Here is a 25075-nt window from a genome sequence, read left to right as displayed (position 1 = left end):
ATCGAGGCAAAAATACCCCCCAATTTTCCGAATGTCCCAATTGAAACCCTAATCCTCAAAAAGAGCTTTCTGGGTAACATGATCGGATAAACAGCAACAACCCGAAAGCCAGCATCATGAAAATAGTTTTCACTCTGCTCCTCTCTTTGCTCTTGGGCTTGACCGCACAAGCGCAAGAATTTCCCATCAAGCCGATCCGAATCGTTGTGCCTTACAGCCCTGGCGGAGGAACCGACACAGTGGCACGACTCATGGCAGCTCACATTTCAAATTCATTGGGTCAACAAGTCATCGTCGAAAACAAAGCTGGCGCGTCGGCCAACATCGGTACTGAATTTGTTGCGAAAGCCCCTGCCGATGGTTACACCATTTTGGTGACAGCACCCAATTTCACCACCAGCGAAGCATTGTTTGACAAATTAGGATGGCGCTTTGAAGACTTCATCCCCCTCATCCATTTGGTTCGATACGGCAATTTTTTAGTCGCAGCACCCGGCACACCATTTACGAGCCTCGAACAAATGATTGCCAGAGCCAAATCAGCGCCAGGCGCTTTGTCGTTTGGCTCTGCCGGAACAGGCTCCAACTCTCACTTGGCCATGGAATTGCTTGCGCAGCGCACGGCTATCAACGTGCCCCATATCCCCTACAAAGGTTCTGGCCCCTTGAAAACAGACCTGCTGGGTAGTCACCTTCCCCTCGGCGTAGATGGACTGGGCGGCTTGAGCGAATTGATCCGTTCAGGGAAACTCAAGCCGCTGGCTGTGTTGGCGTCCAAACGCTCCACGCTTGCCCCTGAAATTCCTAGCCTCGGCGACTTCGGCATTCAGGATGTGGATGGCAACGGGTGGTATGGCGCACTCCTGCCTGCAGGTACACCCGCAGCAGTTGTCAACAAACTTCATTCGGCATTTGCTGCAGCATTGAATGCGCCGGAAATCAAAGACCGCATGACCACCATCGGTGTAGAACCTGTCGGTGGCTCCAAAGAAGATTTCAAAAACTATCTGACGGGCGAACGCAGAAAGTGGGCGCAGGTGATCAGTACCGCCAAAATCAAAGTCGACTGACCAAGATCAGATAAGTATTTGAGGTTTCCTCTGGGCTTGTATGACACGAATGAGCTCCTCAACTGAGCTCACTTAACTGGCTTATGAACAAAGTTTTTCCTGACACGCCAGCTTATCCAGAGTTGTTCAAACCGTTTGCTTTAGCAGGCAAACCTTTGAAGAATCGCATCGTGCACGCTGCCATTTTGACAGCGCTCGCACAAAAGGGGCGCGTGACAGACAAACTGGTCAACTACTATTCAAACCGCGCCAAAGGTGGTGCGGCCATGATTGTGACGGAACCTGTCGGTGCATTGACCAGACACCAGTCATCAGCACGCGTGTGTGCTTGGGATGACAGTGAACTCTCAGGCTTGGCCCGCTTGGCAGACAGCGTTGAAAGGCACGACTGTCGCATCCTTGCCCAAATTCAAGATCCTGGGCGTGCAAGGCACGTGGGCGGTCGACTGAAAGATGCGATTGGTGCATCGCCAGTCGCAGACGATTTGAGTTGGTCCATGCCAAGCGAACTGAGTATCTCTGGCATTGAAGAAGTCATTGCGTCTTTTGCGCAAACCGCCACCAGGCTTCATAGATGCGGCTACAGCGGAATTGAAATTTCTGCTGGACACGGTCATCTTTGGCATCAATTTTTATCGCCTTGGTCGAACCTGCGTGAAGATCGATATGGTGGTGAACTGATCAACAGAGTTCGAATATTGGATGAATTGGTGGATGCCATTCGCGCTTCAACCGACTCACATTTCATCATTGGTATGAAGTTACCAGGAGACGACGGCGTCAGAGGTGGCATCGACCTAGAAGAATCTTGCCGCATAGCCGCGCACTTTGCGCAAGTCGGAAACATTCACTATTTGTGCCCAACTCAGGGATCACACGGCCCCTCCCTTGAAATGCACATGCCCAACGATCAATATTCGCGGGTACCGTATCGCAGCATTTTCAACAGACTCAAAATGGCTGCGCCCAACCTGCCTCTCATGGCCGTGGCACGCATCACGGATCCATCCGAAGCGGATCAACTGGTGGCCAGTGGTCAGGTTGACTTGGTTGCTTTGGGTCGTGCACTCATCACCGATCCAGCCTGGCCACTCAAAGCGGCAAGCGGCAAAGCTCGCGACATTCGCTATTGCGTGGCCGCCAACAGCTGTTGGAACACCATCGTTCATCAAATGCCCATCGCCTGTGACAACAACCCGAGGGTGGCTGAACCTGATGAATTGTTATGGCAACCGCCTGTTGCATTGAAGAGCAAAACCATCGTGATCGTGGGCTCAGGGATTGCAGGCCTGGAAGCCGCCTGGATAGCCGCATCCAGAGGCCATCATGTTGTTGTCATGGGCAAATCTGAAGAAGTAGGCGGCAGTACACGCCGTCATGCAGAACTGCCCCATAGCGAATCGCTCAGCAGCATTTACGATTGGCAATTGAATGCATGCCAAAAAGCGGGGGTCGTCTTTGAATTGGGATCCACCGCCAACCTAGAGAAAATTGTTGCGCATAAGCCTGATGAAGTGATCTTGGCCACAGGAGCCCAAATGAGTGTTCCTCGGTGCTTACCGAAAAGTGTGTTGGATGAAGGTTTGTTTATGGATATCCGTCAGTCTCTTCAGACCATTCACGCCATCAAATCACAGCAAGCGGGCTGCGCTGTTCTTTTTGACATGGACCAAACCGAAGGCACCTATGCCGCTGCTTTTTTGTTAGCAAAAAAGTTCAGAAAAGTCATACTGATCACTCCAAGAGAAGGCGTGGCGCAAGAAACACCCCTGGTGACGCGTCAAAATATTCAACGCGCCATTTTTGAGAACCATATTGAGGTCAGGTATTTGTGCGAGCCTTGGTTCTCTCCTTCATTCAGTCAAGATGGCGGCTTGGGTTCGGTCAGTGTATTTGGTGGTGAACCTTCCCTCATAGAAGATGCCGCTTTCTTTTCATGGTCTAGCCCAAGACAACCGAACGCGCACTTAACATCAAAACTCTTAAGCGCTGGATTGATTGTTCACAAAATCGGAGACTGCAAAGTAGCAGGCTCTGTCATGCAAGCCACTTCCGATGGCAATGCCGTAGCCCTCAAAATTTGACTCCATCAAATTGGATTGCGCACGCCAGCTTGCGAATCAGCCCTTCCTATAGCTTGAAGCACCGTTAAATCGCCACCCACTGCTGAATGTTCTTCTCCCTCATCTCGCTGCCTGGCCCACGCGCGATCACTTCACCGCGCTCCATGACCAAATACTGATCGGCCAGTTCTTCGGCAAAGTCGTAGTACTGCTCGCACAGCAACACCGCCATGCGCTGGCCTTGCAGGCCCACATCGGCCAGCTGGCGGATCACGCGACCGATGTCCTTGATGATGCTGGGCTGGATGCCCTCGGTGGGCTCGTCCAGGATCAACAAGCGAGGCTTGGCTGCCAGTGCACGGGCAATGGCCAGCTGTTGTTGCTGGCCACCTGAAAGGTCACCGCCCCGGCGGTGCAGCATTTGTCTCAGAACAGGGAACAACTCAAACAACTCCGGCGGAATCGGTGTGCCGCCCGGCTGTGTGGCCAAACCCATCAGCAAGTTGTCTTCCACCGTCAAGCGGGCAAAGATTTCCCGGCCTTGAGGGACATAACCGATGCCGGCTGCGGCGCGTTCATAGGGTTTCGCATTCGTCAGGTCTTGGTTGTTGAGGGTGACGCTGCCGCTTTTGATCGGCACCAGACCCATGAGCGATTTGAGCAAGGTGGTTTTGCCCACGCCGTTGCGGCCCAGCAATACGGTGACTTGCCCTTGCACGGCGCTCAGGCTCACATCGCGCAGGATGTGCGAGCCACCGTAGTACTGGTGAATGTTCTTAACTTCAAGCATAGAAACCTCTTTGAAATGTCATGTCGAAGCCGACAGCTTTGGCAATCCATGGACTGCCGCGCTTCGCTCGCAGTGACAAGACCTGACACTCGCGCTGGTATGCATCATCGGCCGAGATAAACCTCAATCACCCGCTCGTCGGCCTGCACCTGGTCGAGAGTGCCTTGGGCCAGCACCGCGCCGTCGCACAGCACGGTGACGATGTCCGAAATGGTGCGGATGAAGCCCATGTCGTGCTCCACCACCATCAGCGAGTGTTTGCCTTTGAGGGTGAGGAACAACTCGGCCGTGCGCTCGGTTTCGTGGTCAGTCATGCCGGCCACGGGTTCATCGAGCAAGAGCAGCTTGGGATCTTGCATGAGCAGCATGCCGATCTCCAGCCACTGCTTTTGCCCGTGGCTGAGCAAGCCAGCGGGTTTGCTGACGCTGTCCGCCAGGTGGATGGTGTGCAGGACTTCGGCCAAGCGGTCACTTTGGCGTGAATCGAGCTTGAAGAACATCGAAGCTTTCACGCCTTTGGGTGTCTTCAAAGCGAGTTCGAGGTTTTCAAACACGGTGAGGTGCTCGAACACAGTGGGCTTTTGGAACTTGCGGCCGATGCCCAGCTGTGCGATTTCGGGTTCGTTGTGGCGCAGCAAATCAATCGTGCTGCCGAAGAACACGGTGCCTTCGTCGGGCCTTGTCTTGCCGGTGATGATGTCCATCATGGTGGTCTTGCCCGCGCCGTTGGGGCCGATGATGCAGCGCAGCTCACCGGGCGCAATGTCGAGCGACAACTTGTTGATGGCCTTGAAGCCATCAAAGCTCACGCTCACGTCTTCCAGATACAGGATGCGGCCATGCGTCACATCCACTTGGCTGGCGTCTTGGACCACGCGGCCATAGCCTGCGCTGCGGCCACCGGACTCTGTGTCTTCAACGCGTTGTTGGGCCATGCGGGCCACGCGTTCAGCGCCTTTCTTTAGCAAGTCGGGCGTCAAGCGGCACCGCCTTTCATCTTTTTGAGTTTGGCGACCAACCCCACCACGCCTTGCGGTAAATACAAAGTCACCGCGATAAAGAGCGCACCCAAAAAGTACAGCCAAAATTCAGGCGCACTCACCGTGAGCCAGCTCTTGGCCCCGTTCACCAAAAACGCTCCCACGATGGGGCCGATCAAGGTGCCGCGCCCGCCCACCGCCGCCCACACCGCGATTTCGATCGAGTTGGCCGCGCTCATCTCTCCGGGGTTGATGATGCCCACTTGCGGCACGTACAAAGCCCCGGCAATGCCGCACATCACGGCCGAGATCACCCAGATGCTCAGCTTGTAAGGCAGCGGCGAATAGCCCGAGAACATCACCCGCGTTTCGGCATCGCGAATCGCCATCAGCACCCGGCCGTACTTGCTGCTCACCAGCCAGCGCGAGAACAAATAAAAGCCCAACAAGGTCAAGCCGGTGAAGACAAACAGCGTCATGCGCATGCCGGGGGTGGCAATGGGTAAGTCTAGGATGCGCTTGAAATCAGTAAAGCCATTGTTGCCGCCCAAACCCGTTTCATTGCGGAAGAACAGCAACATGGCCGCATAGGTCAGGGCCTGGGTGATGATGGAAAAATAAACGCCCTTGATTCGCGAGCGAAAGGCAAAGTAGCCAAACACAAAGGCGATCAAGCCGGGCACCAACACCACCAGAACAAGTGTGGCGATGAAGCTGTCCGACAGCGTCCAGTGCCAGGGCAGCTCTTTCCAATTCAGAAACACCATGAAGTCGGGCAAGTCACTTTTGTAGTTGCCGTCTTGGCCAATCTGGCGCATCAGGTACATGCCCATGACATAGCCGCCCAAAGCGAAAAACAAACCGTGGCCCAGCGACAAAATTCCGGTGTAGCCCCAGATCAAGTCCATGGCCAGCGCGCAAATGGCGTAACACATGATCTTGCCAATCAAGGCGATGGCGTAGTCGCTCAAATGAAAGGCGCTGCTCTCGGGCACCCACAAGTTGAAAACCGGGGCCAGCACGCCGACCACAATCAGCGCCAGCAAAAACGCCGACCAGGCTTGGCGGCCCATCAAAGGGGCGGAGGTGGGGAGTTCCAAATTTTTCATGTTCATGGTCCTCTTCACGCTTCCGCGCTGCGCCCCTTCATCGCGAAGATGCCTTGCGGGCGCTTCTGGATGAAGATGATGATGAACACCAGCACGGCAATCTTGGCGAGCACCGCGCCCGTCCAGCCTTCCAGCAACTTGTTGACCAAGCCCAGGCCCAAGGCGGCGTACACCGTGCCTGCCAGCTGCCCTACACCGCCAAGCACCACCACCATGAATGCGTCCACGATGTAGCTTTGGCCCAGGTCAGGCCCCACATTGCCCACCTGGCTGAGCGCACAACCCGCCAGACCTGCAATGCCCGAACCCAATGCAAAGGCATAGGTGTCGATGCGCGCCGTGTTCACGCCCATGCACGAGGCCATGGGGCGGTTTTGCGTCACGCCGCGCACAAACAAACCCAGCCGGGTTTTGCCGATCAAGAGCGCCACCCCAACCAACACCGTCAGCGCAAACACGATGATCAGCACCCGGTTCCACGGCAGCTGCAAATTGGGCAACAGCTGCAGCGATCCACTCATCCAAGAGGGGTTTTCCACACCCACGTTTTGCGCGCCAAACAGGCTGCGCACGCCTTGCATCAGCACCAGGCTGATGCCCCAGGTGGCCAGCAGGGTCTCGAGCGGGCGGCCATACAAATGCTGCAGCACCGCGCGCTCCATCACCGCACCCACCAAGGCCGCTGTCAGGAAGGCCACCGGCATCGCGACAAAAAGGTAAGCGTCAAAAACGCCCGGCAAATGCTCGCGAAACAGCGCCTGCACCACATAGGTGGCATAGGCGCCAATCATCATCAGCTCGCCATGCGCCATGTTGATCACGCCCATCAGGCCATAAGTGATGGCCAGGCCCAGGGCCACCAACAACAAGATGGAGCCCAAGCTGAGCCCGGTGAACATGGCCCCCAAGCGCTCGCCCCAGCGCAGGCTGTCCTGCACTTTGACCAAAGCGGACTGGATTTGTTTTTGGACTGCAGGGTCTTGCTCTTGGGCCAGTTGCTGGTTGAGCAGCAGCAGGGTCTCGGGTTGTTTACTGCCCGCCAACTCGCGGGCGGCCAGCAAACGGTCATTCGCAGTCTCGCTGTTCAGCATGGCTGCTGCGCGGGCTTGGCGCACCAGGCTTTGTACCGTGGGGTCTTTTTCAGTCGCCAAAGCCTTGTCAAGCAAGGGGGCACGGCTGGCATCGGGTTCTTTGAGCAGCGCCAAGGCCGCTTGCCTGCGCACTTTCACATCGGGGCTGAACAACTTCAGGGCCGCCAGGGCCGTGTCAATCTCGCCGCGCAGGCGGTTGTTCAGCATCACTTCTTCGGCGTCTGGCGGCACAGCAACCGCTTGTCCTGTGACGGGGTCCAAGCCTTGCCCGTCGCGAACCACTATCACCTGATCTCCCGAAATTTTGACCACATCATCGGCCAAGGCTTGCAGGAAGACCGCTGTTTTTTCACTGCCTTGCGCCACAGCTTTGGCCAAGGCTTCCACGCGGGCATCGCTGTCTCCCACGGCCATCCCTCTGGCTTCGTCCATCGTCAGGGCTTGAGCTGCCGACAGGCCCCACAAGGCGATGACCATCAACGCCGCTTTCAACATCCATCTTTTCATCTTGCTCATTTCCGGGTCTGGCCACTGGCCACCGTCCATGTCGGGGCTAAAGCCACCGACCTACACAAAGACTATGTAGGTCGGAACTTCAGCGCCGACAAGCACTCACACTTTCAAAAAATCACTTTTTGGCAGGCTCGTCAGGCTTCTTGTCGTTGCCTTCGATGAAGGGGCTCCAAGGCTTGGCCTTGACGGGGCCGGGTGTCTTCCAGACCACGTTGAACTGGCCGTCCGCCTTGATCTCGCCGATGAACACCGACTTGTGCAGGTGGTGGTTTTTCTCGTCCATCTTGCTGGTGATGCCGCTGGGCGCCTTGAAGGTCTGACCTGCCATGGCGGCGATCACTTTGTCAGTGTCGGTGGACTTGGCTTTTTCAACCGCTTGCTTCCACATGTTGATACCGATGTAAGTCGCTTCCATCGGATCATTGGTCAAAGGCTTGTCTTTGTGACCGGCGATGTTCTTGGCCTTGGCATAAGCCCCCCACTTTTTGGTGAACTCGTCGTTGGCAGGGTTCTTGATGGACATGAAATAGTTCCATGCAGCCAAATGACCAACCAAAGGTTTGGTGTCCACACCGCGCAGTTCTTCTTCACCCACCGAAAAAGCCACCACAGGCACGTCTTTGGCCTTCAGGCCTGCGTTGCCCAGCTCTTTGTAAAAAGGCACGTTGGAGTCACCGTTGATGGTGGACACCACCGCGGTCTTGCCACCGGCAGAAAACTTCTTCACATCGGCCACGATGGTTTGGTAATCGCTGTGACCGAATGGGGTGTACTTTTCGTCGATGTCGCTGTCTTTCACACCCTTGCTTTTCAAGTAAGCGCGCAAGATTTTGTTGGTGGTGCGGGGGTACACGTAGTCGGTGCCCAGCAAGACCCAGCGCTTGGCGCCGCCGCCGTCTTTGCTCATCAAATAGTCCACCGCAGGAATCGCTTGCTGGTTGGGCGCAGCGCCTGTGTAGAACACGTTCTTGCTCAGCTCTTCACCTTCGTACTGCACGGGGTAAAACAGCAGACCGTTCATTTCTTCCACAACGGGGAGCACCGATTTGCGCGACACCGAAGTCCAGCAACCGAAGATGACCGAGACCTTGTCTTGGCCTAGCAGCTGTTTGGTTTTTTCAGCGAACAAAGGCCAGTTGGAGGCCGGGTCCACGATCACGGGTTCGAGCTTTTTGCCCAGCACACCACCCTTGGCGTTGATCTCGTCAATCGCCATGAGCACGGTGTCTTTCAATACGGTCTCGGAAATGGCCATGGTGCCGGACAGGCTGTGCAGCACGCCGACCTTGATGGTGTTGCCCGCTTGCGCTTGGGCTTGGGTTACCAATGTCAAACTGCCAGCCAAAATGGCAGTTGCAGTTGCGAGGGCTTTGAGATGGCCACGACGATTCAACATGAGATCACTCCAATCAGGAAAGTAAGTTGTTCAAACAAACACGCGAAGACTTGCAACGCTGATTCACTCTTTGCAAACGCCGTGCCAGCTTCAGGACGCCCCTTGATAAACCCCAAAATGGCATCTGATTTCCCTAGAAAATCAGACATCCTCTATAAAGAGGCACGCTCTTTGCTACATTGAGCCCATTCAATGCACCAGCTCAAGCAGAGCGCACCAAAATGGAACTCACTCCCCGAGAAAAAGACAAGCTGCTGATCTTCACAGCAGGCCTTTTGGCTGAACGCCGCAAGGCCCGTGGCCTGAAGCTCAACTACCCCGAAGCCATCGCCCTGATCAGCGCCGCAGTGATGGAAGGCGCTCGCGACGGCAAGACCGTGGCCCAACTCATGAGCGAAGGCCGCACTGTGCTGACGCGTGCCGATGTGATGGACGGCATCGCCGACATGATCCCGGACATTCAGGTGGAAGCGACTTTTCCGGATGGCACCAAATTGGTGACGGTGCACCAGCCCATTGTTTGACCTTCCCATTTCAACGCACAACAATCCGCCCATTCGGAGAACTTCATGACACAAAAAATCCAGACTCTTATCAAGTTGAGTACCTGCGCCCTGATGGCCGCTGCACCAACTTGGGCCTTGGCCCACACCGGGCACGACCACAGCGCACTGACAGGACTCGCTGAAGGTTTTCTGCACCCCTTGACCGGACTGGACCATCTCGCGGCCATGCTGGCCGTCGGTGTGTGGAGCGCCATCGCGGTGCGCCCGGTTTGGTTGGCCCCGCTGGCCTTTGTGCTCATGCTGGCCTTGGGGGCCGTGTTGGGTTTTGCGGGTGTGCACGTCCCTGCGGTCGAGCCGATGATTGCGGCCTCTTTGTTGGTGATGGGTTTGCTGTTGGCCTGGCGTCGAGGCATGCCTTGGGCGGCTGCCGCAGCCGTCGCCAGCGTTTTTGCGGTGTTCCACGGTGCAGCGCATGGCAGCGAAATGGCGGGCACGCCAACCTGGTCTGCCCTGGCAGGCATGGTCATGGGCAGCGCCCTGCTGCACGGCGCTGGTGTGCTGATCGGCCAACACATGGCTGGCCGTGTCTGGCTGCAACGCAGCGCCGGTGGTGCTCTGGCCTTTTCATCGCTGCTGGTCGGCTTGGTCTGAAGGATTGCACATGACACCCGGTGAACTTCTGATCGACCCCGGCCAACACGCCCTGAACGTGGGCCGCCGCACCTGCACGCTGGTGGTGCAAAACGCCAGCGACCGCCCCATCCAAGTGGGCTCGCACTACCACTTTGCCGAGACCAACGCGGGCCTGCGCTTTGACCGCGCTGCTGCACGCGGCATGCGCCTGAACATCGCCTCCGGCACCGCCGTACGCTTTGAGCCCGGCCAGCAACGCACCGTGGAGCTGGTGGACTACGCGGGCGACCGTGTGGTGTATGGCTTTCGGGGCTTGACCAACGGGCCGCTGGGCGACAACACACAGAAAGGGACCTGACATGGCCCACATCGACAAACGTGCTTATGCCGAAATGTTTGGCCCCACCGTGGGCGACCGCGTTCGCTTGGCCGACACAGCCTTGGTGATTGAGGTTGAAAAAGACTTCACACTGCAAGCGGGTGGCTACGGTGAAGAGGTGAAATTTGGCGGCGGCAAAACCATCCGTGACGGCATGTCGCAATCACAGCGCACCAACGCCGAGGGCGCGATGGACTGCGTGCTCACCAACGCGCTCATCATCGACCACTGGGGCATCGTCAAGGCCGACATTGGTTTGCGCGGCAACCGCATTGCCGCCATTGGCAAAGCGGGCAACCCCGACACGCAACCGGGCGTGGACATCATCATCGGCCCCGGCACCGAGATCATCAGCTGCGAAGGCTTGATCGTCACCGCAGGCGGCATTGACTCACACATCCACTTCATCGCACCCCAACAAATCGACGAGGCACTGGGCAGCGGCGTGACCACCATGCTGGGCGGCGGCACCGGCCCGGCCACCGGCACTTTTGCCACCACCTGCACACCCGGCCCTTTCAACATCGAGCGCATGATGCAGGCGGCCGACGCCTTTCCGATGAACCTGGGCTTTTTGGGCAAGGGCAATGCCAGCTTGCCTGCCGCGCTGCACGAGCAAATCAACGCGGGCGCGATTGGCCTCAAGCTCCACGAAGACTGGGGCACCACACCTGCAGCCATCGACAACTGCCTGACGGTGGCCGAAGAAACAGACACGCAAGTGGCCATCCACACCGACACACTCAACGAATCGGGCTTTGTGGAAGACACCGTGGCCGCCTTCAAAGGCCGCACCATCCACACGTTCCACACCGAAGGCGCGGGCGGTGGGCACGCGCCCGACATTTTGAAAGTGGTGGGCGAGGCCAATGTGCTGCCGTCATCGACCAACCCCACACGGCCTTACACCATCAACACACTCGACGAGCATGTGGACATGCTCATGGTCTGCCACCACCTGGACCCGGCGATTGCCGAAGACCTGGCCTTTGCCGAGAGCCGCATCCGCAAAGAGACGATTGCAGCCGAAGACATCCTGCACGACCTGGGTGCCATCAGCATGATGAGCAGCGACAGCCAGGCCATGGGGCGGGTGGGCGAGGTCATCATCCGCACTTGGCAAACCGCACACAAAATGAAGCAGCAGCGTGGCAGCCTGCCCGGCGACACCGCGCGCCACGACAACGCCCGCGTCAAGCGCTACATCGCCAAATACACCATCAACCCCGCCATTGCACACGGCATCAGCCACGATGTGGGCAGCATCGAAGTGGGCAAGTGGGCCGACCTGGTGATCTGGAAACCGGCCTTCTTTGGCGTCAAGCCATCTCTGGTGCTCAAGGGCGGCTTCATTGCGCTGGCGGCCATGGGTGACCCCAATGCCTCCATACCCACGCCCCAGCCGGTGCACTACCGCCCCATGTTTGGCAGCTTTGGCGGCGCGCTCACGCGCAGTGCCTTGACCTTCGTTTCCAACGCGGGATTAAAAGCGGGCATTGGTGAGCGTTTCGGCTTGCAAAAAACCTTGTCCGTGGCGCACAACATCCGGGGCGTGCGCAAGCAGCACATGGTCCACAATGCTTACCTGCCCCACATGGAAGTCGATGCACAAACCTATGCGGTGCGCGCCGACGGCCAGTTGTTGGTGTGCGAACCCGCCACCGAACTGCCCATGACCCAACGCTACTTTTTGTTCTGAAACACTCCCCTGTAGGAGCCCACCCCGTGGGCGATGGGCGTGGCACACGCCCCACAAAACCATCGCCCAAAAGGGTGGGCTCCTACAAAACCCAAGACACATGACCTCGCTTTTACATTGCTCCAAACTCATGCCGCAAGGCCGTGGCCTGGCACGTGTGCTGATCCAACGCGCCAGCACCCTCACGCTCGACTGGGACACTCGCCAAAAAAGCCGCTTTGACGCCACCGACAGCCAAGGCCGCAGTCTGGGCGTGTTTTTGCCCCGTGGCGCCGTGGTGCGCGGCGGTGACGTGCTGGTGGCAGAAGACGGCTCGCTGATCCGTGTCGAAGCTGCGCCGCAAAGCGTGCTGCGCATCACATCGTGCACAGAACACGGCTCGCCCTTTGACCTGACACGCGCCGCCTACCACCTGGGCAATCGCCATGTGCCCATTGAGCTGCAACCCGACCACCTGAAGATCGAGCCCGACCATGTGCTGGCCGACATGCTGCGCGCCATGCACATGACGGTGGTGACGGTGTCTGAATCCTTCGAGCCCGAAAACGGTGCCTATGGTGACCACGGCGCGTCCTCACACGGGCATGGGCATGGTCATGGGCACAGTCACGAACATGGTCATGCGGATCATTCTGTCGCAGCCCACGCCGAGCCCCATGTGCACGGGCCCGACTGCCAACACGAACACGCGGCACCTGCATCCAAGCCGTCAGCTGGCAAACGCATCGCCATCCCGATCCGCTCTGCCCCTGCTGAACCCCACGTGCACGGCCCCGGCTGCGGACATGAGCACTGAGACTGCGCCCTCGGCCCTGCTGCAACTGATCTGGCTTGCTTCGCCTGCATTGCCGATCGGTGGCTTCTCGTATTCCGAAGGGCTGGAGGCGGCGATCGAACAAGGCTTGGTGCATGACGAAGCCAGTGCCACCGATTGGGTGGTGGACCAGCTGCACCTGACGCAGTCACGCGGTGATATGGCCGTGCTGGCGCAAGCCATTCCGGCTTGGCAGCACATGGACACTCAGCGCCTGCAAGCCCTGAACGACTGGGTCATGACCACCCGAGAAACCGCCGAAATGCGCTTGCAAGCCGAGCAAATGGGTCGCTCCTTGCTTGACTGGCTGCGCAACCTGCATCAAGCCAGCGACGCCCAATTGCAATGCTGTGCCCAATTGCCACCCACTTACCCGCTGGCCATGGCGCTGGCTTTGTCTTTGGCGTCTGCGCCGCTCGACCAAGCCCTGCAAGCAGGTGCCTTTGGCTGGGCCGAAAACATGACCCAAGCCGCCCTTAAGGCTGTGCCCTTGGGCCAAAGCGCCGGGCAGCGCATGCTGGCACGCCTGGCCCGCGAAATTCCGCAAGCGGTTCAAACCGCCATTCACCTGAACGATGAAGACCGCCAAGCCTTCACCCCCATGCTGGCCATCTTGTCATCTCGCCACGAAACCCAATACTCCCGGATCTTCCGATCATGAACACCTCGTCTGCACTGCACCACATTCCCCACCGCACCAAAAAACTGCCGCCCCTGCGCGTGGGCATTGGCGGGCCTGTGGGATCCGGCAAAACCACGCTGCTGGAGATGTTGTGCAAAAACATGCGCGAGCGCTGGGACCTGATCGCCATCACCAACGACATTTACACCAAGGAAGACCAGCGATTGCTGACGGTGAGCGGCGCGCTTGCCGCCGAGCGCATCATGGGCGTGGAAACCGGTGGCTGCCCGCACACCGCCATCCGCGAAGACGCGTCGATCAACCTCGAAGCGATTGACCGCATGCTGGAAAAATTTCCGAACGCCGACGTGGTCTTCATCGAGAGCGGCGGCGACAACCTGGCCGCCACCTTCAGCCCGGAACTCTCCGACCTGACGATTTACGTGATCGACGTGGCCGCAGGTGAAAAAATTCCCCGCAAAGGTGGCCCAGGCATCACCAAGAGCGATTTGTTCGTGATCAACAAAACCGACCTGGCCCCGCATGTGGGTGCAGATTTGCAAGTGATGCGCGACGATACCAACCGCATGCGCCCCAACCGCGAAACACGCCCCTGGGTGATGACCAACCTGAAAACGCTGGATGGCCTGGCCGAAGTGGTGGCCTTCATAGAAAAGCGGGGCATGCTGATTTAAGGCAGCCCGCGCAGCCCACGCAGTTCAATGACCACCATCGGCCATGAAGGACTGAAAGGCGGTGATCGAATCCACATGGGTTTGCCCCTGCAAATCCAACAATTGCGCCCAGACCTGCTCCATGTCGGTGCCTGCCACCGACGGGGTCTCAACCGGCCAAGACCTGGCATACCGACCACCCCCCGCCACCAGCACCTGGCCGTTGATGGCGCACTCGGGACTGAGCAACCAGGCCGCTGCCGGGGCCAGCGCCTCGGGGGCCAGCACATCCGCCCAAGCAGGCGGCAAATGCGATGCGGTCATTTGCGAATGCGCATAGGGCGACAAGGCATTGCAATGGATACCGTGTTTGACACCCTCCAGCGCCAGCGAGCGCATCAGCGATTCGATCGCCCCTTTGGAGGCAGCGTAAGCCGTCAAACCATGGTTGCCAAATCGGCCAGCGCTCGACGTGCTGACCAAGGCGCGGCCATAGCGCTGTGCACGGAACACGGGCCAGGCCGCGTGCAACAAGGACAAGGTGCTAACCACGCCCGAGTCGATGATGGTTCTGAGTTCATTCAGGCTCAGGGTATGAAAGACCGCCTGCTGGGCCACGGCCGCATTGGCATACACCATGTCCAGGCGACCCCATTCGTTCATGGCCTGCGCTACCATGCGGGCGCCAGCATCGGGGTCCAGCGCATCGTCATGGTTGGCAAGCGCTTGCCCGCCTTGCGCGCGGATCATCGCCACCACCTGGGCCGCGCTGGTCTGCTCATCATCTTCACCCATATGACGGCGGTTGTTGATCAACACCAAGGCCCCACGGCTGGCCAATTGCAGGCTGACCGCCCGGCCAATGCCCTTGCCCGCACCGGTCACGATCACCACGCGCCCTGTCAATGAGGTGGAGGTGGCTTGTCTTGCTTCGTTCATGAAAACTCCTCTTGTGAAAACCGGGTACATCAGGGACTGGCACAAGGTCTGCCCTTGAAAACAATCAGGATTGAATGCGGGAAGTGCACCAAAAAGTAGTCACCAAAGTTACTGCCCATCCGCTCAAACCCCGTTGCTTTCCTCACAGAACTTACATAGTATGAGTTCATTAGAGACAGTAAATCAACTTGGGAACGAGATGACCATCGACATCGTGAACACACTCACCAGCGACTTGGAGCCGGGCGACCACCCCTATCTTCAAGGCGCTTGGACACCCTTGCTCGAAGAAGTCAACGCCACCGACTTGAAGGTCCTGGAGGGAGCCATTCCGCTGGACATCGATGGCGTCTATTTGCGCAACACCGAAAACCCGGTCTTGCAAGCCAAAGGCAAATACCACCCCTTTGATGGTGATGGCATGTTGCACATGGCGGCCTTCAAAAATGGCCAGGTCAGCTACCGCAACCGCTTCATCCAGACCAAAGGCTTGCAAGCCGAACTGGAAGCGGGCCGGGCCTTGTGGGCGGGCTTGATGGAAGACCCAGCCTTGTCCGAGCGCGCGGGCTGGGGCGCTCACGGCAGCCTCAAAGATTCTTCGAGCACCGATGTGGTCGTGCATGCCGGACGCGCCTTGACCACGTTTTACCAATGCGGAGAAGGCTACCGCGTCGATCCGCTGAGCCTGGCGCATGAGGGCATCCCGCCCTGGTCACCGCTGGACGGCATTTCTGCCCATTGCAAAGTGGACGAAACCAACGGCGAGTTGCTGTTTTTCAACTACTCCAAGCATGCGCCCTACATGCACTATGGCGTGGTCGACAAGCACGACAAGCTGGTGCATTACGTGCCCATTCCTTTGCCGGGCCCACGCTTGCCGCACGACATGGCTTACACCGAAAACTACGCCATCCTCAACGACTTCCCTCTCTACTGGGACCCCGAGTTGCTGAAACAAGGCAAGCACGTGGTGCGTTTTTTCAAAGACACGCCCTCACGCATCGCCATCATTCCACGGCGCGGCCAGCCCCAAGACATCGTCTGGTTTGAAGCCGCGCCCACCTTTGTGCTGCACTGGCTCAATGCCTACGAAGAGGGCGACGAGATAGTGCTCGACGGCTATTTCCAAGACAACCCCATGCCACGCAACTACGAAGGCGCGCCTGCGGGCTACGAGCGCATGATGTCTTATCTGGATCAGAAAAAAATGGGCTGCCACCTGCACCGCTGGCGCCTCAACCTGAAAACCGGCAAGACCACGGAAAAGCGTCTGGATGAGCGCATTCTGGAGTTCGGCATGTTCAACCAGCGCTACGCCACAAAGCCTTACCGCTATGCCTACAGCGCCGTGCAAGTGCCCGGCTGGTTCTTGTTCCATGGCTACGTCAAACACGACTTGCAAACCGGCGACTCCTGGGAGATCCGCTTGCCCGAAGGCCAATACGCCAGCGAAGCCCCCTTTGCCCCACGCGTGAACGCACAAGACGAAGACGATGGTTACTTGGTGAGTTTCATCACCAACGAAAAAACCCAGCGCTCGGAAATCATCCTGATCGACTCCAAGAAGTTTGAGGCCGGTCCGGTTTGCCGCATCGAGTTGCCGCACAAACTGTGCAGCGGCACGCATGCCTGCTGGGCCAGTGGGGCTGATTTGGAAGGCGGCGGTTTGCTCTCCGGGCAAGCACACTGATTCCACCCCACCACCATCCACCGAAACGCACACAGATCCGGAGAACACCATGGGACTTGAAACCTTCGTTGAAACGCCCCCTTACCTGCTTGACAACCCGAATTTGCAGGGTGGTTTTGCCCCTATCGATCAGGAGTTGGTGGTGCAAGATTTTGAAGTCATCGGCAAGATCCCAAAAGACTTCAGCGGCATGTACGTGCGCAACGGCCCTGTGCCACAACACACCCCCAAAGGCAAATACCACTGGTACGACGGCGACGGCATGTTGCACGCCGTGCATTTCCGTAACGGCCAGGTCACTTACCGCAACCGATGGGTCGACACCGATGGTTTGCAGGCCGACCAAGCGGCGGGGGTTAGCCTGGCCCCTGGACTCAAACAACGCCTGCCCGAAGGCGCATTGCCTGACGATGCGCTGAAAAACACCTCCAACACCGATGTGAAATTTCACAACGGCAAATTGCTGTCCATGTGGTACCGCGGTGGCGCTGTTTACCAGGTCGATCCCTTGACGCTGCAGACCGTGGGCAAGCTCGAATCCGATCCACGCTTGAAGGGTCTGCAAATCTCGGCCCACTCACGCGTGGACGAACGCACGGGTGAGTACCTGTTTTTTGCCTATGGCAACCAACACCCCTATATGCATTACGGCGTGCTCAGTGCCACCGGCGAATTGAAAACCCTGGTTCCAGTTGAACTGCCGGGGCCCCGTTTGCCGCACGACATGGCCATCACCGCCAACTACAGCGTCCTGCACGACTTCCCGCTGATCAACAACCCCGAGGCCTTGAAGGCGGGTCGTTACAGCCTGGAGTTTCACCCCGAATGGAAGTCGCGTTTTGCCGTCATTCCCAGACACGGCAGCGCGCAAGACATCCGGTGGTTTGAAGCCGACCCGCGCTACATGCTGCATGTGGCCAATGCCTGGGAAGAAGTCAACGACAAGGGCGAAACCGAAATCGTGATGCTGGGCACGCCTTACGCCATGCCCAAGCAGTTTGACGGCAGCCTGGATGTCAAGCGCTTGCTGTTCACCATTGGCACCCAAGGCACCGAATACGAGTTTTACCAATGGCGCTTTAACCTGGCCACTGGCCAGACCCGCGAAAGCGTGGTGGACGACATCCTGAACACCGAGTTCCCGATGATCAACGCCTGGTACCAAGGCTACAAAAACCGCTACACCTACCATGTGCTGATGGGCCGAGCGCGCACCGTGGAGCAACCCCACTTTGCAGGTTTGGCCAAGTACGACCTGGAAACCGGCAGCGCTGTGACTTACCACCCTGGTGAAGGTTATTGGTTCAGCGAAGCCCCGTTTGCAGCGCGTGACAACCCGCAGGCAGAAGACGATGGCTACCTGATTGGCTTTGTCTGGAACGGCCTGAAAGACCGGTCTGAAGTCTGGATCATCGATGCACAACAACTGGCCAATGGGCCGGTGGCTCGGGTCATCTTGCCGCAGCGAGTGCCCCATGGCTTTCACAGCACCTGGGTGCGTGAATCGCTCCTGCCCACCGCTTGATGGCTTGGCGCGTCACATGAACACAGCTGTCAAAACCCCCACGGCGCAAGACCTGCACGGCGTTTGGACCTTGGTGCGTTGGGAAATCACCTACGACGATGGTCGCCCCACCACCTACCCTTTTGGCCCCGATGCCACCGGCCTGATCCAGTACACGCACGACGGCGGCATGGCCGCTTGCATTGCCCGCTCGGGTCGCGCACCCCTGTCCAGCGCCAGCGTGCGCAGCGCGCCAGAGGCTGAGCGTCTGGCCGCGTTCGAGAGTTTCTTTCAGTACGCCGGGCGTTATGAAGTGCGTCAACACGAAGGCCGGGCCCAGGTGGTTCACCACGTCAGCCATGCGCTGAACCCCAACTTTGTGGGCAGCGACCAGATTCGCAACATGGACTTTGCAGCCGATGGCACGCTGACCCTGTCGGCATCCGACCCGGTGCCTGGCACCACCACCCTGCGCCACCACCGACTGATCTGGAGACGTTGATGACCCTCTTCGAAAAGCACCAGGCTCGCTTTGAACTGGCCCAGCAAGCCTGTGCCACGCGCCACTGCTGGAGCCCTTACCCGGAAATGCCCGACAAGTACCCCGAGGCTGGGCATGCCAAAAGCGCTGGCCTTGCCGCTTTCGAACAGCACCTGAAAAACGGCCGGTTTGACTTGGACCAACCCGGCATCATGAACTGGATCGGCGAAGAAATATCGCCCTACACCCAGAAAGCCTTGGGTGTGGTCTACCCGCAATCGGACATCCACACCCTGTTCGACGCCGCCGAAAATGCAATGGACAGCTGGGCACAAGCGCCTTACACGCAGCGCATTGGCGTGCTGATGGAAGTGCTTGAAGTCTTGTACCGTGACCACCTGTTTGAAGTCTTGCACGCGGTCATGCACACCGCAGGGCAAAGCTACAACATGGCCTATGCCGGTTCGGGCGTGAACGCGCTCGACCGCAGCATTGAAGCCTTGGTGTATGCCGAACAAGCCATGCGCTCGGTGGCCCCTTCGGCACACTGGTCCAGGCGCTTTGGCAGCTCGGAGATCCATCTGCAAAAAACCTACCGACTGGTGCCCCGTGGCACGGCTGTGTGTTTTTCCTGCGCGAGTTTCCCCACTTGGAACGCCTGGCCTTCCATGATGGCGAGCCTGGCCACCGGCAACCCGGTGATCCTCAAACCCCACCCGGCCACCGTGTTGCCTATGGCCATCACGGTCAAGGCCTTTCGCCAGGTGCTGCAGGCTGCAGGCTTTGACCCCAACCTGGTGACCCTGGCCATCGACACCACAAGCGAGCCGATTGGCAAAGTGCTGATCAAACACCCCAAAACGGCCATTGTGGACTTCACCGGCAGTGTGCGTTTTGGCCAATGGGTGGAACAAAACGCCCACCCCGCATTGGCCTTCACCGAAACAGCCGGTTGCAACACCGTGGTGCTGGAGTCGGCGCAAGACCTCGACGCGGCTTTGCGCAATCTGGCCACCACCATGTGCCTGTTCAGTGCGCAAATGTGCACCAGCCCGCAAAACATCTACATCCCGCAATCGGGCGTGAACACACCGCAAGGCACGGTGCCTTTCAATGAAGTCGCCCAACGCCTGGCCGCAGCCGTGCAGGCCCTGACCTCGGACCCGAAAAAAGCGTCCATGATTTTGGCCACCATCCAGTCGCCACAAACCTTGGCTTTGCTGCAAGACCTGCAAGCGCAAGGGCAGCAGCGCGGCCAGGTGTTGCTGTCACCCCATCCCTACCCGCACCCGGAATTTCCGGACGCCCGCACCAGCACGCCACTCATGCTGCAGGTCAGCACGCGCGAGCGTGACCTGTACGCCGAAGAGCGTTTCGGACCGATCAGTTTTGTCATCGCGTGTGAGGACGCAGAAGACGCCCTGAAACAAGCCACGCAAGACGCCCGCAGCCAAGGGGGTTTGACCGCATTTTTGTATTCCACACGTGAAGACTTCATCGCCCAAGCGGAGGCCGCCTATGCCCGCGCAGGCGCCCAGCTGACCATCAACCTGGTGGGGGCCATGCCTTTGAATTTTGCAGCGGCTTACAGTGATTACCACGTCACGGGTCTGAACCCGGCGGGCAATGCCACACTGACCAACCTGGCTTTTGTGGCGGGTCGGTTTGGCATTGTGCAGTCGCGCCGCCCGGTCACACCAGAAAGTGGCACCAACCCATGACCCACGACCGCATGACCAACCCACGCTTGCCCCTGCGACTGCCGGTGTTTGCTGCACCCATGTTTTTGATCTCGGGCCCCGAGATGGTGATGGCCGCTTGCAAGGCGGGCATTGTGGGGGCCTTTCCCACCCCCAATGCACGCCCTATTGAAAAACTCGACGAGTGGATGAAAACCATCACCGAAGGCTTGGCGGCCGCCCGTGATGTGCAAGGTGCCGACACCGTGGGCCCTTGGTGTGCCAACCTCGTCACCCACTCTTCCAACACACGTTTGGCGCAAGACCTGGAATTGATCGCGCGCTACAAACCGCCGGTGGTGGTCACGGCTTTGGGCAGCCCCAAACCCGCCATCGAGGTGGTGCACAGTTATGGCGGCCGGGTGTTCGCCGACGTCATCAACCTGACGCTGGCCCAAAAAGCCGTCAAGGCCGGGGCCGATGGCCTGGCTTGCGTCTCGGCGGGTGCAGGGGGCCACACCGGTTTTTTGTCGCCGTTTGCGTTTGTCAGCGCCATCCGCGAGTTCTTCGATGGCGAAGTGGTGTTGGGCGGCGGCATCAGCGACGGCTGGGGCATTGCTGGGGCCATCGCAGCAGGCGCCGATTATGTGTACATGGGCACGCGTTTCATTCCGGCCACTGAAAGCATGGCGCCCGATGCCTACAAACAAATGATCGTCGACAGCACGGTGGACGACCTGATCGTCAGCGCTGGGGTGACCGGCACCTCGGCCAGTTGGCTCAAGCCCTCGCTGCGACTGAACGGCCTGGACCCGGACAACATGCCCGATGCCCCTTCCCGTCAATACGACAGCAGCACTTCCTTCGCTGGCAAGAAATGGCTAGACGTTTGGGCAGCAGGCCAGGGCCTGGGCACCATCCACCAAACTGCCCCCATGGCCAGCATCGTGGAGCAGTTGGCCCTTGAATTCACCACCGCAACGCAGCGCCTGCAAGCCCTGCCCTACCCCCAAAGGAGTTTCCAATGAGCGCACCCGTTTACATTTTGGGCGGCTACCAGTCCGACTTCGCCAAGTCCTGGTCACGCCAAGGTCAGGACATCTCTGACATGGTGAAAGAAGCCACGCAAGGCGTGCTGGACCATGCTGGCCTCGACACCTCGGCCATTGAGAGCATTCATGTGGGCAATGCCTTTGGTGAACTGCAGCGCCAGCAAGCCCACCTGGGCTCTATGGTGGCGCAAATGACGCCCGAACTCTGGGGCGTACCGGCCATGCGCCATGAAGGCGCCTGCGCGTCTTCATCTCTGGGCGTGCTGGCGGCCATGGCCGAAATCGAAGCGGGCCGTTACGACTGCGTGCTGGTGATGGGCGTCGAGGAGTTCAAGAACACCTCGGGCAATGTGGCCTCGGTCAACCAAAACTCTGCAGCCTGGCAGGGGCACGAAGACATTGATTGCACCTACATGTGGCCCGCCGCCTTTGGTTTGCTGGCACAAGAGTACGAGCGACGTTACGGGCTTGACCGCAAACACCTCAACCGCATTGCCGAAATCAACTACGGCAACGCCAAACGCAATCCCCTGGCGCAAACCCGAAAGTGGGAATTTGATGCCCTGAGCTTCACCGATGACGACGAGGCCAACCCGATCATCGAGCCCGGCACACGCCGCCAGGACTGCGGCCAAATCACCGACGGGGCCTGCGCCGTGGTGTTGGCCTCAGCCCGTTTTGCCCAGGCCTATGCCCAAAAACGCGGCCACGGCGTGGACCAACTCGCCCGCATTGCGGGCTGGGGCCATCGCAACGCGGGTCTGCGCCTGCGCGACAAGATCGAACGCAGCCAAGGCCAGACTTATATTTTTCCCCATGTGCGGCAAACCATCGAAGACACCTGGCGCCGTGCCGGTGTGTCGGGCATCGACGCGATGAGCGGCATCGAAACCCACGACTGCTTCACCACCACCGAATACATGGCCATCGACCACCTGGGCCTGACGGCCCCAGGGCAAAGCTGGCAAGCGGTCGAAGACGGCTCCATCGCACCGGGTGGTCGCTGCCCGGTCAACATGAGTGGCGGCCTGATTGGTTGCGGCCACCCGGTGGGCGCTACCGGCACACGCATGCTCTGGGACGCGACTCGCCAAGTCACCGGCCAAGCCGAGGCCTGTCAGATTGAAGGCGCCAAGCGCATCCAAACCTTGAACATCGGTGGCTCTTGCGCCACGGTGGTGAGTTTTGTGGTGGAGGCAGGACAAGCATGATCGAAGCCTTGTGGCAACAGCACGGTCAAACCCTTCTGTTGACTTGGGCCTTGCTTGCCACCGTATGGCTGTGGGCCATGCCGCGCGAAAACATCCGTTGGATTGACCGGGCCTACCCAGTGCTGCCCTTGGGCGTGGCAGCCGTGGGCGCCAGCGGGCAACTGGCACCGGGGTTGTTGTCGGATTTTTTGCAGTTGGGCCTGTGGCTGTGGCTGTGGCTCACCGTGGTGTGGGTCATCAGCCTTGTCAAACGCGATGCCAGCATCATGGACATCGCCTACGGCCTGTTGTTGTTGGCAGCACCCTGGTGGCTTTACCAGCATTTGGGGGCTGACGGTCAGGCATCGCATCTGCTTTTGCTGGCCATGGCCACTGTCGGTTTCGGCCGTTATTCGCTCTACATTCTGTGGCGCAACCTGCCGCACGGCGAAGATCCGCGCTACGCCCGGTGGCGTCAGCGCTCAGGCGCTCGCTTTTGGTGGTGGAGCTATTTCCAAATCTTTTTGCTGCAAGGCGTGGTGATCTGGGTGTGGGCCATTCCCTTGTTGTTTGGCATGACCTCTTCTGGCCCCATAGGCTTTTGGCATGTGGCGGGGGCTTTGGTGTGGTTGGTCGGTTTTGTGTTCGAAGCCGGTGCGGACTGGCAGCTGACACGCTTCAAGCGCCTGCGCACAGACCGCTCGCAATTGCTCAACACCGGTTTGTGGGCCTTGACACGCCACCCCAACTATTTCGGCCAGACCTGCATGTGGTGGGGCTACAGCGTGTTCGCGCTGTCCCATCCTTGGGGCTGGCTGTCGGTGGTCCCAGCGGTTTACGTGACCTGGTTCATGAACAAAGGGTCGGCCACCTCGCTCATGGAGCGCCATATGGCCAAAAGCAAACCCGGCTACGCAGCATATTGCGCCAATGTGCCGGCATTTTTTCCGCGCCTGCCGGCCAAGATATCTCAACCCAAGGACAACGCATGAGCCAAGCCCTCATCATCGAAGCCCTGCGCACCCCCCGGGGGCGAGGCAATGACAAAGGCGCGCTGCGAAGCCTCAAACCCGTGGATTTGCTGGCCCAGCAACTCAAGGCACTGGCCCAGCAAACCGGCATCGATACGGCGCAGGTGAGTGACGCCATCATCGGCTGCGTCACGCAAACGGCCGATCAAGGTGCCAACATCGGCAAACTCGCCCTGGTTCGTGCAGGCTGGAGCGACCAGGTTCCCGGCCTGAGCATCAACCGCTATTGCGCCTCGGGTCTGAGCGCTGTTCATTTGGCTGCACAGCAGGCCATGGACAACGACAGCTTGGCTGTGGGAGGTGGCGTGGAGATGATGTCGCGCGTGCCCATGGCCTCTGACCAGGGCCCCCTGACGCACGACTTCGAATTTCAGCAACAAACCACGCTGGTGCCCATTGGCATTTCAGCCGACACGATTGCCACGATGGAAGGTTTTGACCGCGCCCAATGCGACGCCTATGCCTTGGCTTCCCAACAACGTGCCGTGGCGGCTTTGCAATCAGGCCGCTACCGTTCGGTCACACCCGTACTCGATGCCGATGGCGCTGTGCTGCTGGCCCAAGATGAAACGCCCAGGGCACAGACCACACTCGAGAGTCTGGGTCAATTGACGCCCGCCTTCGCGGCCATGGCCGAGAAATACGGCATCGACAAACTCATGTGCCAACGCTATGGCCTGAGCCACGTTGACCATGTGCAACACGCTGGCAACTCCCCCACCATGGCCGATGGTGCCTCGGCCGTTCTGCTTGCCAGCCCTGCGGCTGCAAAGCGCCTGGGGCTGAAAGCGCGAGCCCGCATCCTGGCCACCGCCACCGTGAGTGTGGACCGCACCCTGGCCCTGACAGGTGCGGTGCAAGCCACCGAAAAGGCCCTGGCACTGGCGGGCATGACCGTGCAGGACATTGATCTGTTCGAGGTGAATGAATCCTTTGCCTCGCTCATGTTGCACTACATGAAGCACCTGAACGTTCCTCACGACAAGCTCAACGTGAATGGCGGTGCCATTGCCCTGGGCCACGCCATGGGCTCCACGGGCAGCGCCCTCGTGGGCATGGCCCTGGACGAACTGGAAGCCCGGCAAGCGCGCCGTGCCGTGATCAGCCTGTGTGGCGCCGCCGGCTTGGCTGTGGCCATGGTGGTTGAGCGCGTCTGATCGTCCAGACCTT

Annotated in this window: 23 protein-coding genes; 17 read left to right on the top strand and 6 right to left on the bottom strand. The window is 59.0% G+C overall.

Annotation, left to right across the window (positions count from 1 at the left end; translation table 11 throughout):
• Positions 1-116: 116 nt before the first annotated feature.
• Positions 117-1070, top strand: coding sequence for a tripartite tricarboxylate transporter substrate binding protein (locus B9Z49_RS16455; protein ID WP_108354518.1), 954 nt, complete (start codon positions 117-119; stop codon positions 1068-1070).
• Between the two features lie 83 nt (positions 1071-1153).
• Positions 1154-3154 carry an NAD(P)-binding protein gene (locus B9Z49_RS16450; protein WP_108354517.1) on the top strand — a complete coding sequence of 667 codons (2001 nt, stop codon included), beginning with the start codon at positions 1154-1156 and terminating at the stop codon, positions 3152-3154.
• A 64-nt stretch (positions 3155-3218) separates the two neighbouring features.
• Here B9Z49_RS16450 and urtE read toward each other — a convergent pair whose 3' ends face one another.
• The 5 genes from urtE to urtA form a co-directional block, all read right to left on the bottom strand.
• A complete protein-coding gene (gene urtE, locus B9Z49_RS16445) occupies positions 3219-3923 on the bottom strand; it encodes an urea ABC transporter ATP-binding subunit UrtE (RefSeq protein WP_108354516.1) in 705 nt (234 codons plus the stop codon).
• A 104-nt stretch (positions 3924-4027) separates the two neighbouring features.
• Positions 4028-4903: an urea ABC transporter ATP-binding protein UrtD gene (gene urtD / locus B9Z49_RS16440; RefSeq protein ID WP_108354515.1), complete on the bottom strand. Its 876-nt coding sequence runs from the start codon at positions 4901-4903 to the stop codon at positions 4028-4030.
• Entirely contained in the window at positions 4900-6012 is a 1113-nt protein-coding gene (urtC, locus tag B9Z49_RS16435; RefSeq protein WP_108354573.1) for an urea ABC transporter permease subunit UrtC, read from the bottom strand. Before urtC ends, urtD begins: the two co-directional genes overlap by 4 nt.
• A 14-nt stretch (positions 6013-6026) precedes the next feature.
• Complete coding sequence (urtB, locus tag B9Z49_RS16430) at positions 6027-7610, bottom strand: urea ABC transporter permease subunit UrtB (protein WP_108354572.1); 1584 nt, start codon at positions 7608-7610, stop codon at positions 6027-6029.
• 121 nt (positions 7611-7731) lie between these two features.
• Complete coding sequence (gene urtA / locus B9Z49_RS16425; protein ID WP_108354571.1) at positions 7732-9009, bottom strand: urea ABC transporter substrate-binding protein; 1278 nt, start codon at positions 9007-9009, stop codon at positions 7732-7734.
• 224 nt (positions 9010-9233) lie between these two features.
• Between urtA and ureA the strand changes: the two genes are divergently transcribed.
• The 7 genes from ureA (at position 9234) to ureG (ending at position 14360) form a co-directional block, all read left to right on the top strand.
• Positions 9234-9536: an urease subunit gamma gene (ureA, locus tag B9Z49_RS16420; protein ID WP_108354570.1), complete on the top strand. Its 303-nt coding sequence runs from the start codon at positions 9234-9236 to the stop codon at positions 9534-9536.
• 45 nt (positions 9537-9581) lie between these two features.
• Positions 9582-10169 carry a HupE/UreJ family protein gene (locus tag B9Z49_RS16415; RefSeq protein WP_108354514.1) on the top strand — a complete coding sequence of 196 codons (588 nt, stop codon included), beginning with the start codon at positions 9582-9584 and terminating at the stop codon, positions 10167-10169.
• Between the two features lie 10 nt (positions 10170-10179).
• A complete protein-coding gene (locus tag B9Z49_RS16410) occupies positions 10180-10509 on the top strand; it encodes an urease subunit beta (RefSeq protein ID WP_108354513.1) in 330 nt (109 codons plus the stop codon).
• A 1-nt stretch (position 10510) separates the two neighbouring features.
• Positions 10511-12229, top strand: coding sequence for an urease subunit alpha (ureC, locus tag B9Z49_RS16405; protein ID WP_108354512.1), 1719 nt, complete (start codon positions 10511-10513; stop codon positions 12227-12229).
• 100 nt (positions 12230-12329) lie between these two features.
• Positions 12330-13025 carry an urease accessory protein UreE gene (ureE, locus tag B9Z49_RS16400; RefSeq protein ID WP_108354511.1) on the top strand — a complete coding sequence of 232 codons (696 nt, stop codon included), beginning with the start codon at positions 12330-12332 and terminating at the stop codon, positions 13023-13025.
• Positions 13015-13704, top strand: a complete 690-nt coding sequence (locus B9Z49_RS16395; protein ID WP_108354510.1) for an urease accessory protein UreF — start codon at positions 13015-13017, stop codon at positions 13702-13704. The genes ureE and B9Z49_RS16395 overlap by 11 nt, the downstream gene beginning before the upstream one ends.
• Complete coding sequence (ureG, locus tag B9Z49_RS16390; protein ID WP_108354509.1) at positions 13701-14360, top strand: urease accessory protein UreG; 660 nt, start codon at positions 13701-13703, stop codon at positions 14358-14360. Before B9Z49_RS16395 ends, ureG begins: the two co-directional genes overlap by 4 nt.
• Before the next feature lie 24 nt (positions 14361-14384).
• On the opposite strand, the gene B9Z49_RS16385 is transcribed toward ureG, so the two are convergent.
• On the bottom strand, positions 14385-15278 hold the full coding sequence (locus B9Z49_RS16385; protein ID WP_158273525.1) for an SDR family NAD(P)-dependent oxidoreductase: 894 nt from the start codon (positions 15276-15278) through the stop codon (positions 14385-14387).
• A gap of 199 nt (positions 15279-15477) precedes the next feature.
• Here B9Z49_RS16385 and B9Z49_RS16380 point away from each other — a divergent pair, with 199 nt between their 5' ends.
• Genes B9Z49_RS16380 through B9Z49_RS16345 form a run of 8 tightly spaced genes read left to right on the top strand, consistent with a single transcriptional unit; the run spans position 15478 to position 25062 of the window.
• Positions 15478-16968, top strand: a complete 1491-nt coding sequence (locus B9Z49_RS16380; protein WP_108354507.1) for a carotenoid oxygenase family protein — start codon at positions 15478-15480, stop codon at positions 16966-16968.
• Positions 16969-17017: 49 nt separating this feature from the next.
• Entirely contained in the window at positions 17018-18493 is a 1476-nt protein-coding gene (locus tag B9Z49_RS16375) for a carotenoid oxygenase family protein (RefSeq protein ID WP_108354506.1), read from the top strand.
• 16 nt (positions 18494-18509) lie between these two features.
• Positions 18510-18974, top strand: coding sequence for a lipocalin-like domain-containing protein (locus B9Z49_RS16370; protein WP_158273524.1), 465 nt, complete (start codon positions 18510-18512; stop codon positions 18972-18974).
• On the top strand, positions 18974-20674 hold the full coding sequence (paaN, locus tag B9Z49_RS16365; protein ID WP_108354504.1) for a phenylacetic acid degradation protein PaaN: 1701 nt from the start codon (positions 18974-18976) through the stop codon (positions 20672-20674). The genes B9Z49_RS16370 and paaN overlap by 1 nt, the downstream gene beginning before the upstream one ends.
• Complete coding sequence (locus tag B9Z49_RS16360; protein WP_233254670.1) at positions 20671-21660, top strand: nitronate monooxygenase family protein; 990 nt, start codon at positions 20671-20673, stop codon at positions 21658-21660. Before paaN ends, B9Z49_RS16360 begins: the two co-directional genes overlap by 4 nt.
• Positions 21657-22895 carry an acetyl-CoA acetyltransferase gene (locus B9Z49_RS16355; RefSeq protein ID WP_108354503.1) on the top strand — a complete coding sequence of 413 codons (1239 nt, stop codon included), beginning with the start codon at positions 21657-21659 and terminating at the stop codon, positions 22893-22895. The genes B9Z49_RS16360 and B9Z49_RS16355 overlap by 4 nt, the downstream gene beginning before the upstream one ends.
• Positions 22892-23866 carry a DUF1295 domain-containing protein gene (locus B9Z49_RS16350; protein WP_108354502.1) on the top strand — a complete coding sequence of 325 codons (975 nt, stop codon included), beginning with the start codon at positions 22892-22894 and terminating at the stop codon, positions 23864-23866. Before B9Z49_RS16355 ends, B9Z49_RS16350 begins: the two co-directional genes overlap by 4 nt.
• Complete coding sequence (locus tag B9Z49_RS16345) at positions 23863-25062, top strand: acetyl-CoA C-acyltransferase (protein WP_108354501.1); 1200 nt, start codon at positions 23863-23865, stop codon at positions 25060-25062. The genes B9Z49_RS16350 and B9Z49_RS16345 overlap by 4 nt, the downstream gene beginning before the upstream one ends.
• Positions 25063-25075: the final 13 nt, after the last annotated feature.

Source organism: Limnohabitans sp. 2KL-51, assembly GCF_003063645.1.
Taxonomy (GTDB): domain Bacteria; phylum Pseudomonadota; class Gammaproteobacteria; order Burkholderiales; family Burkholderiaceae_C; genus Limnohabitans_A.
Note: the sequence above shows the minus strand (reverse complement) of the source record. Positions and strands in the feature narration are given on the sequence as shown.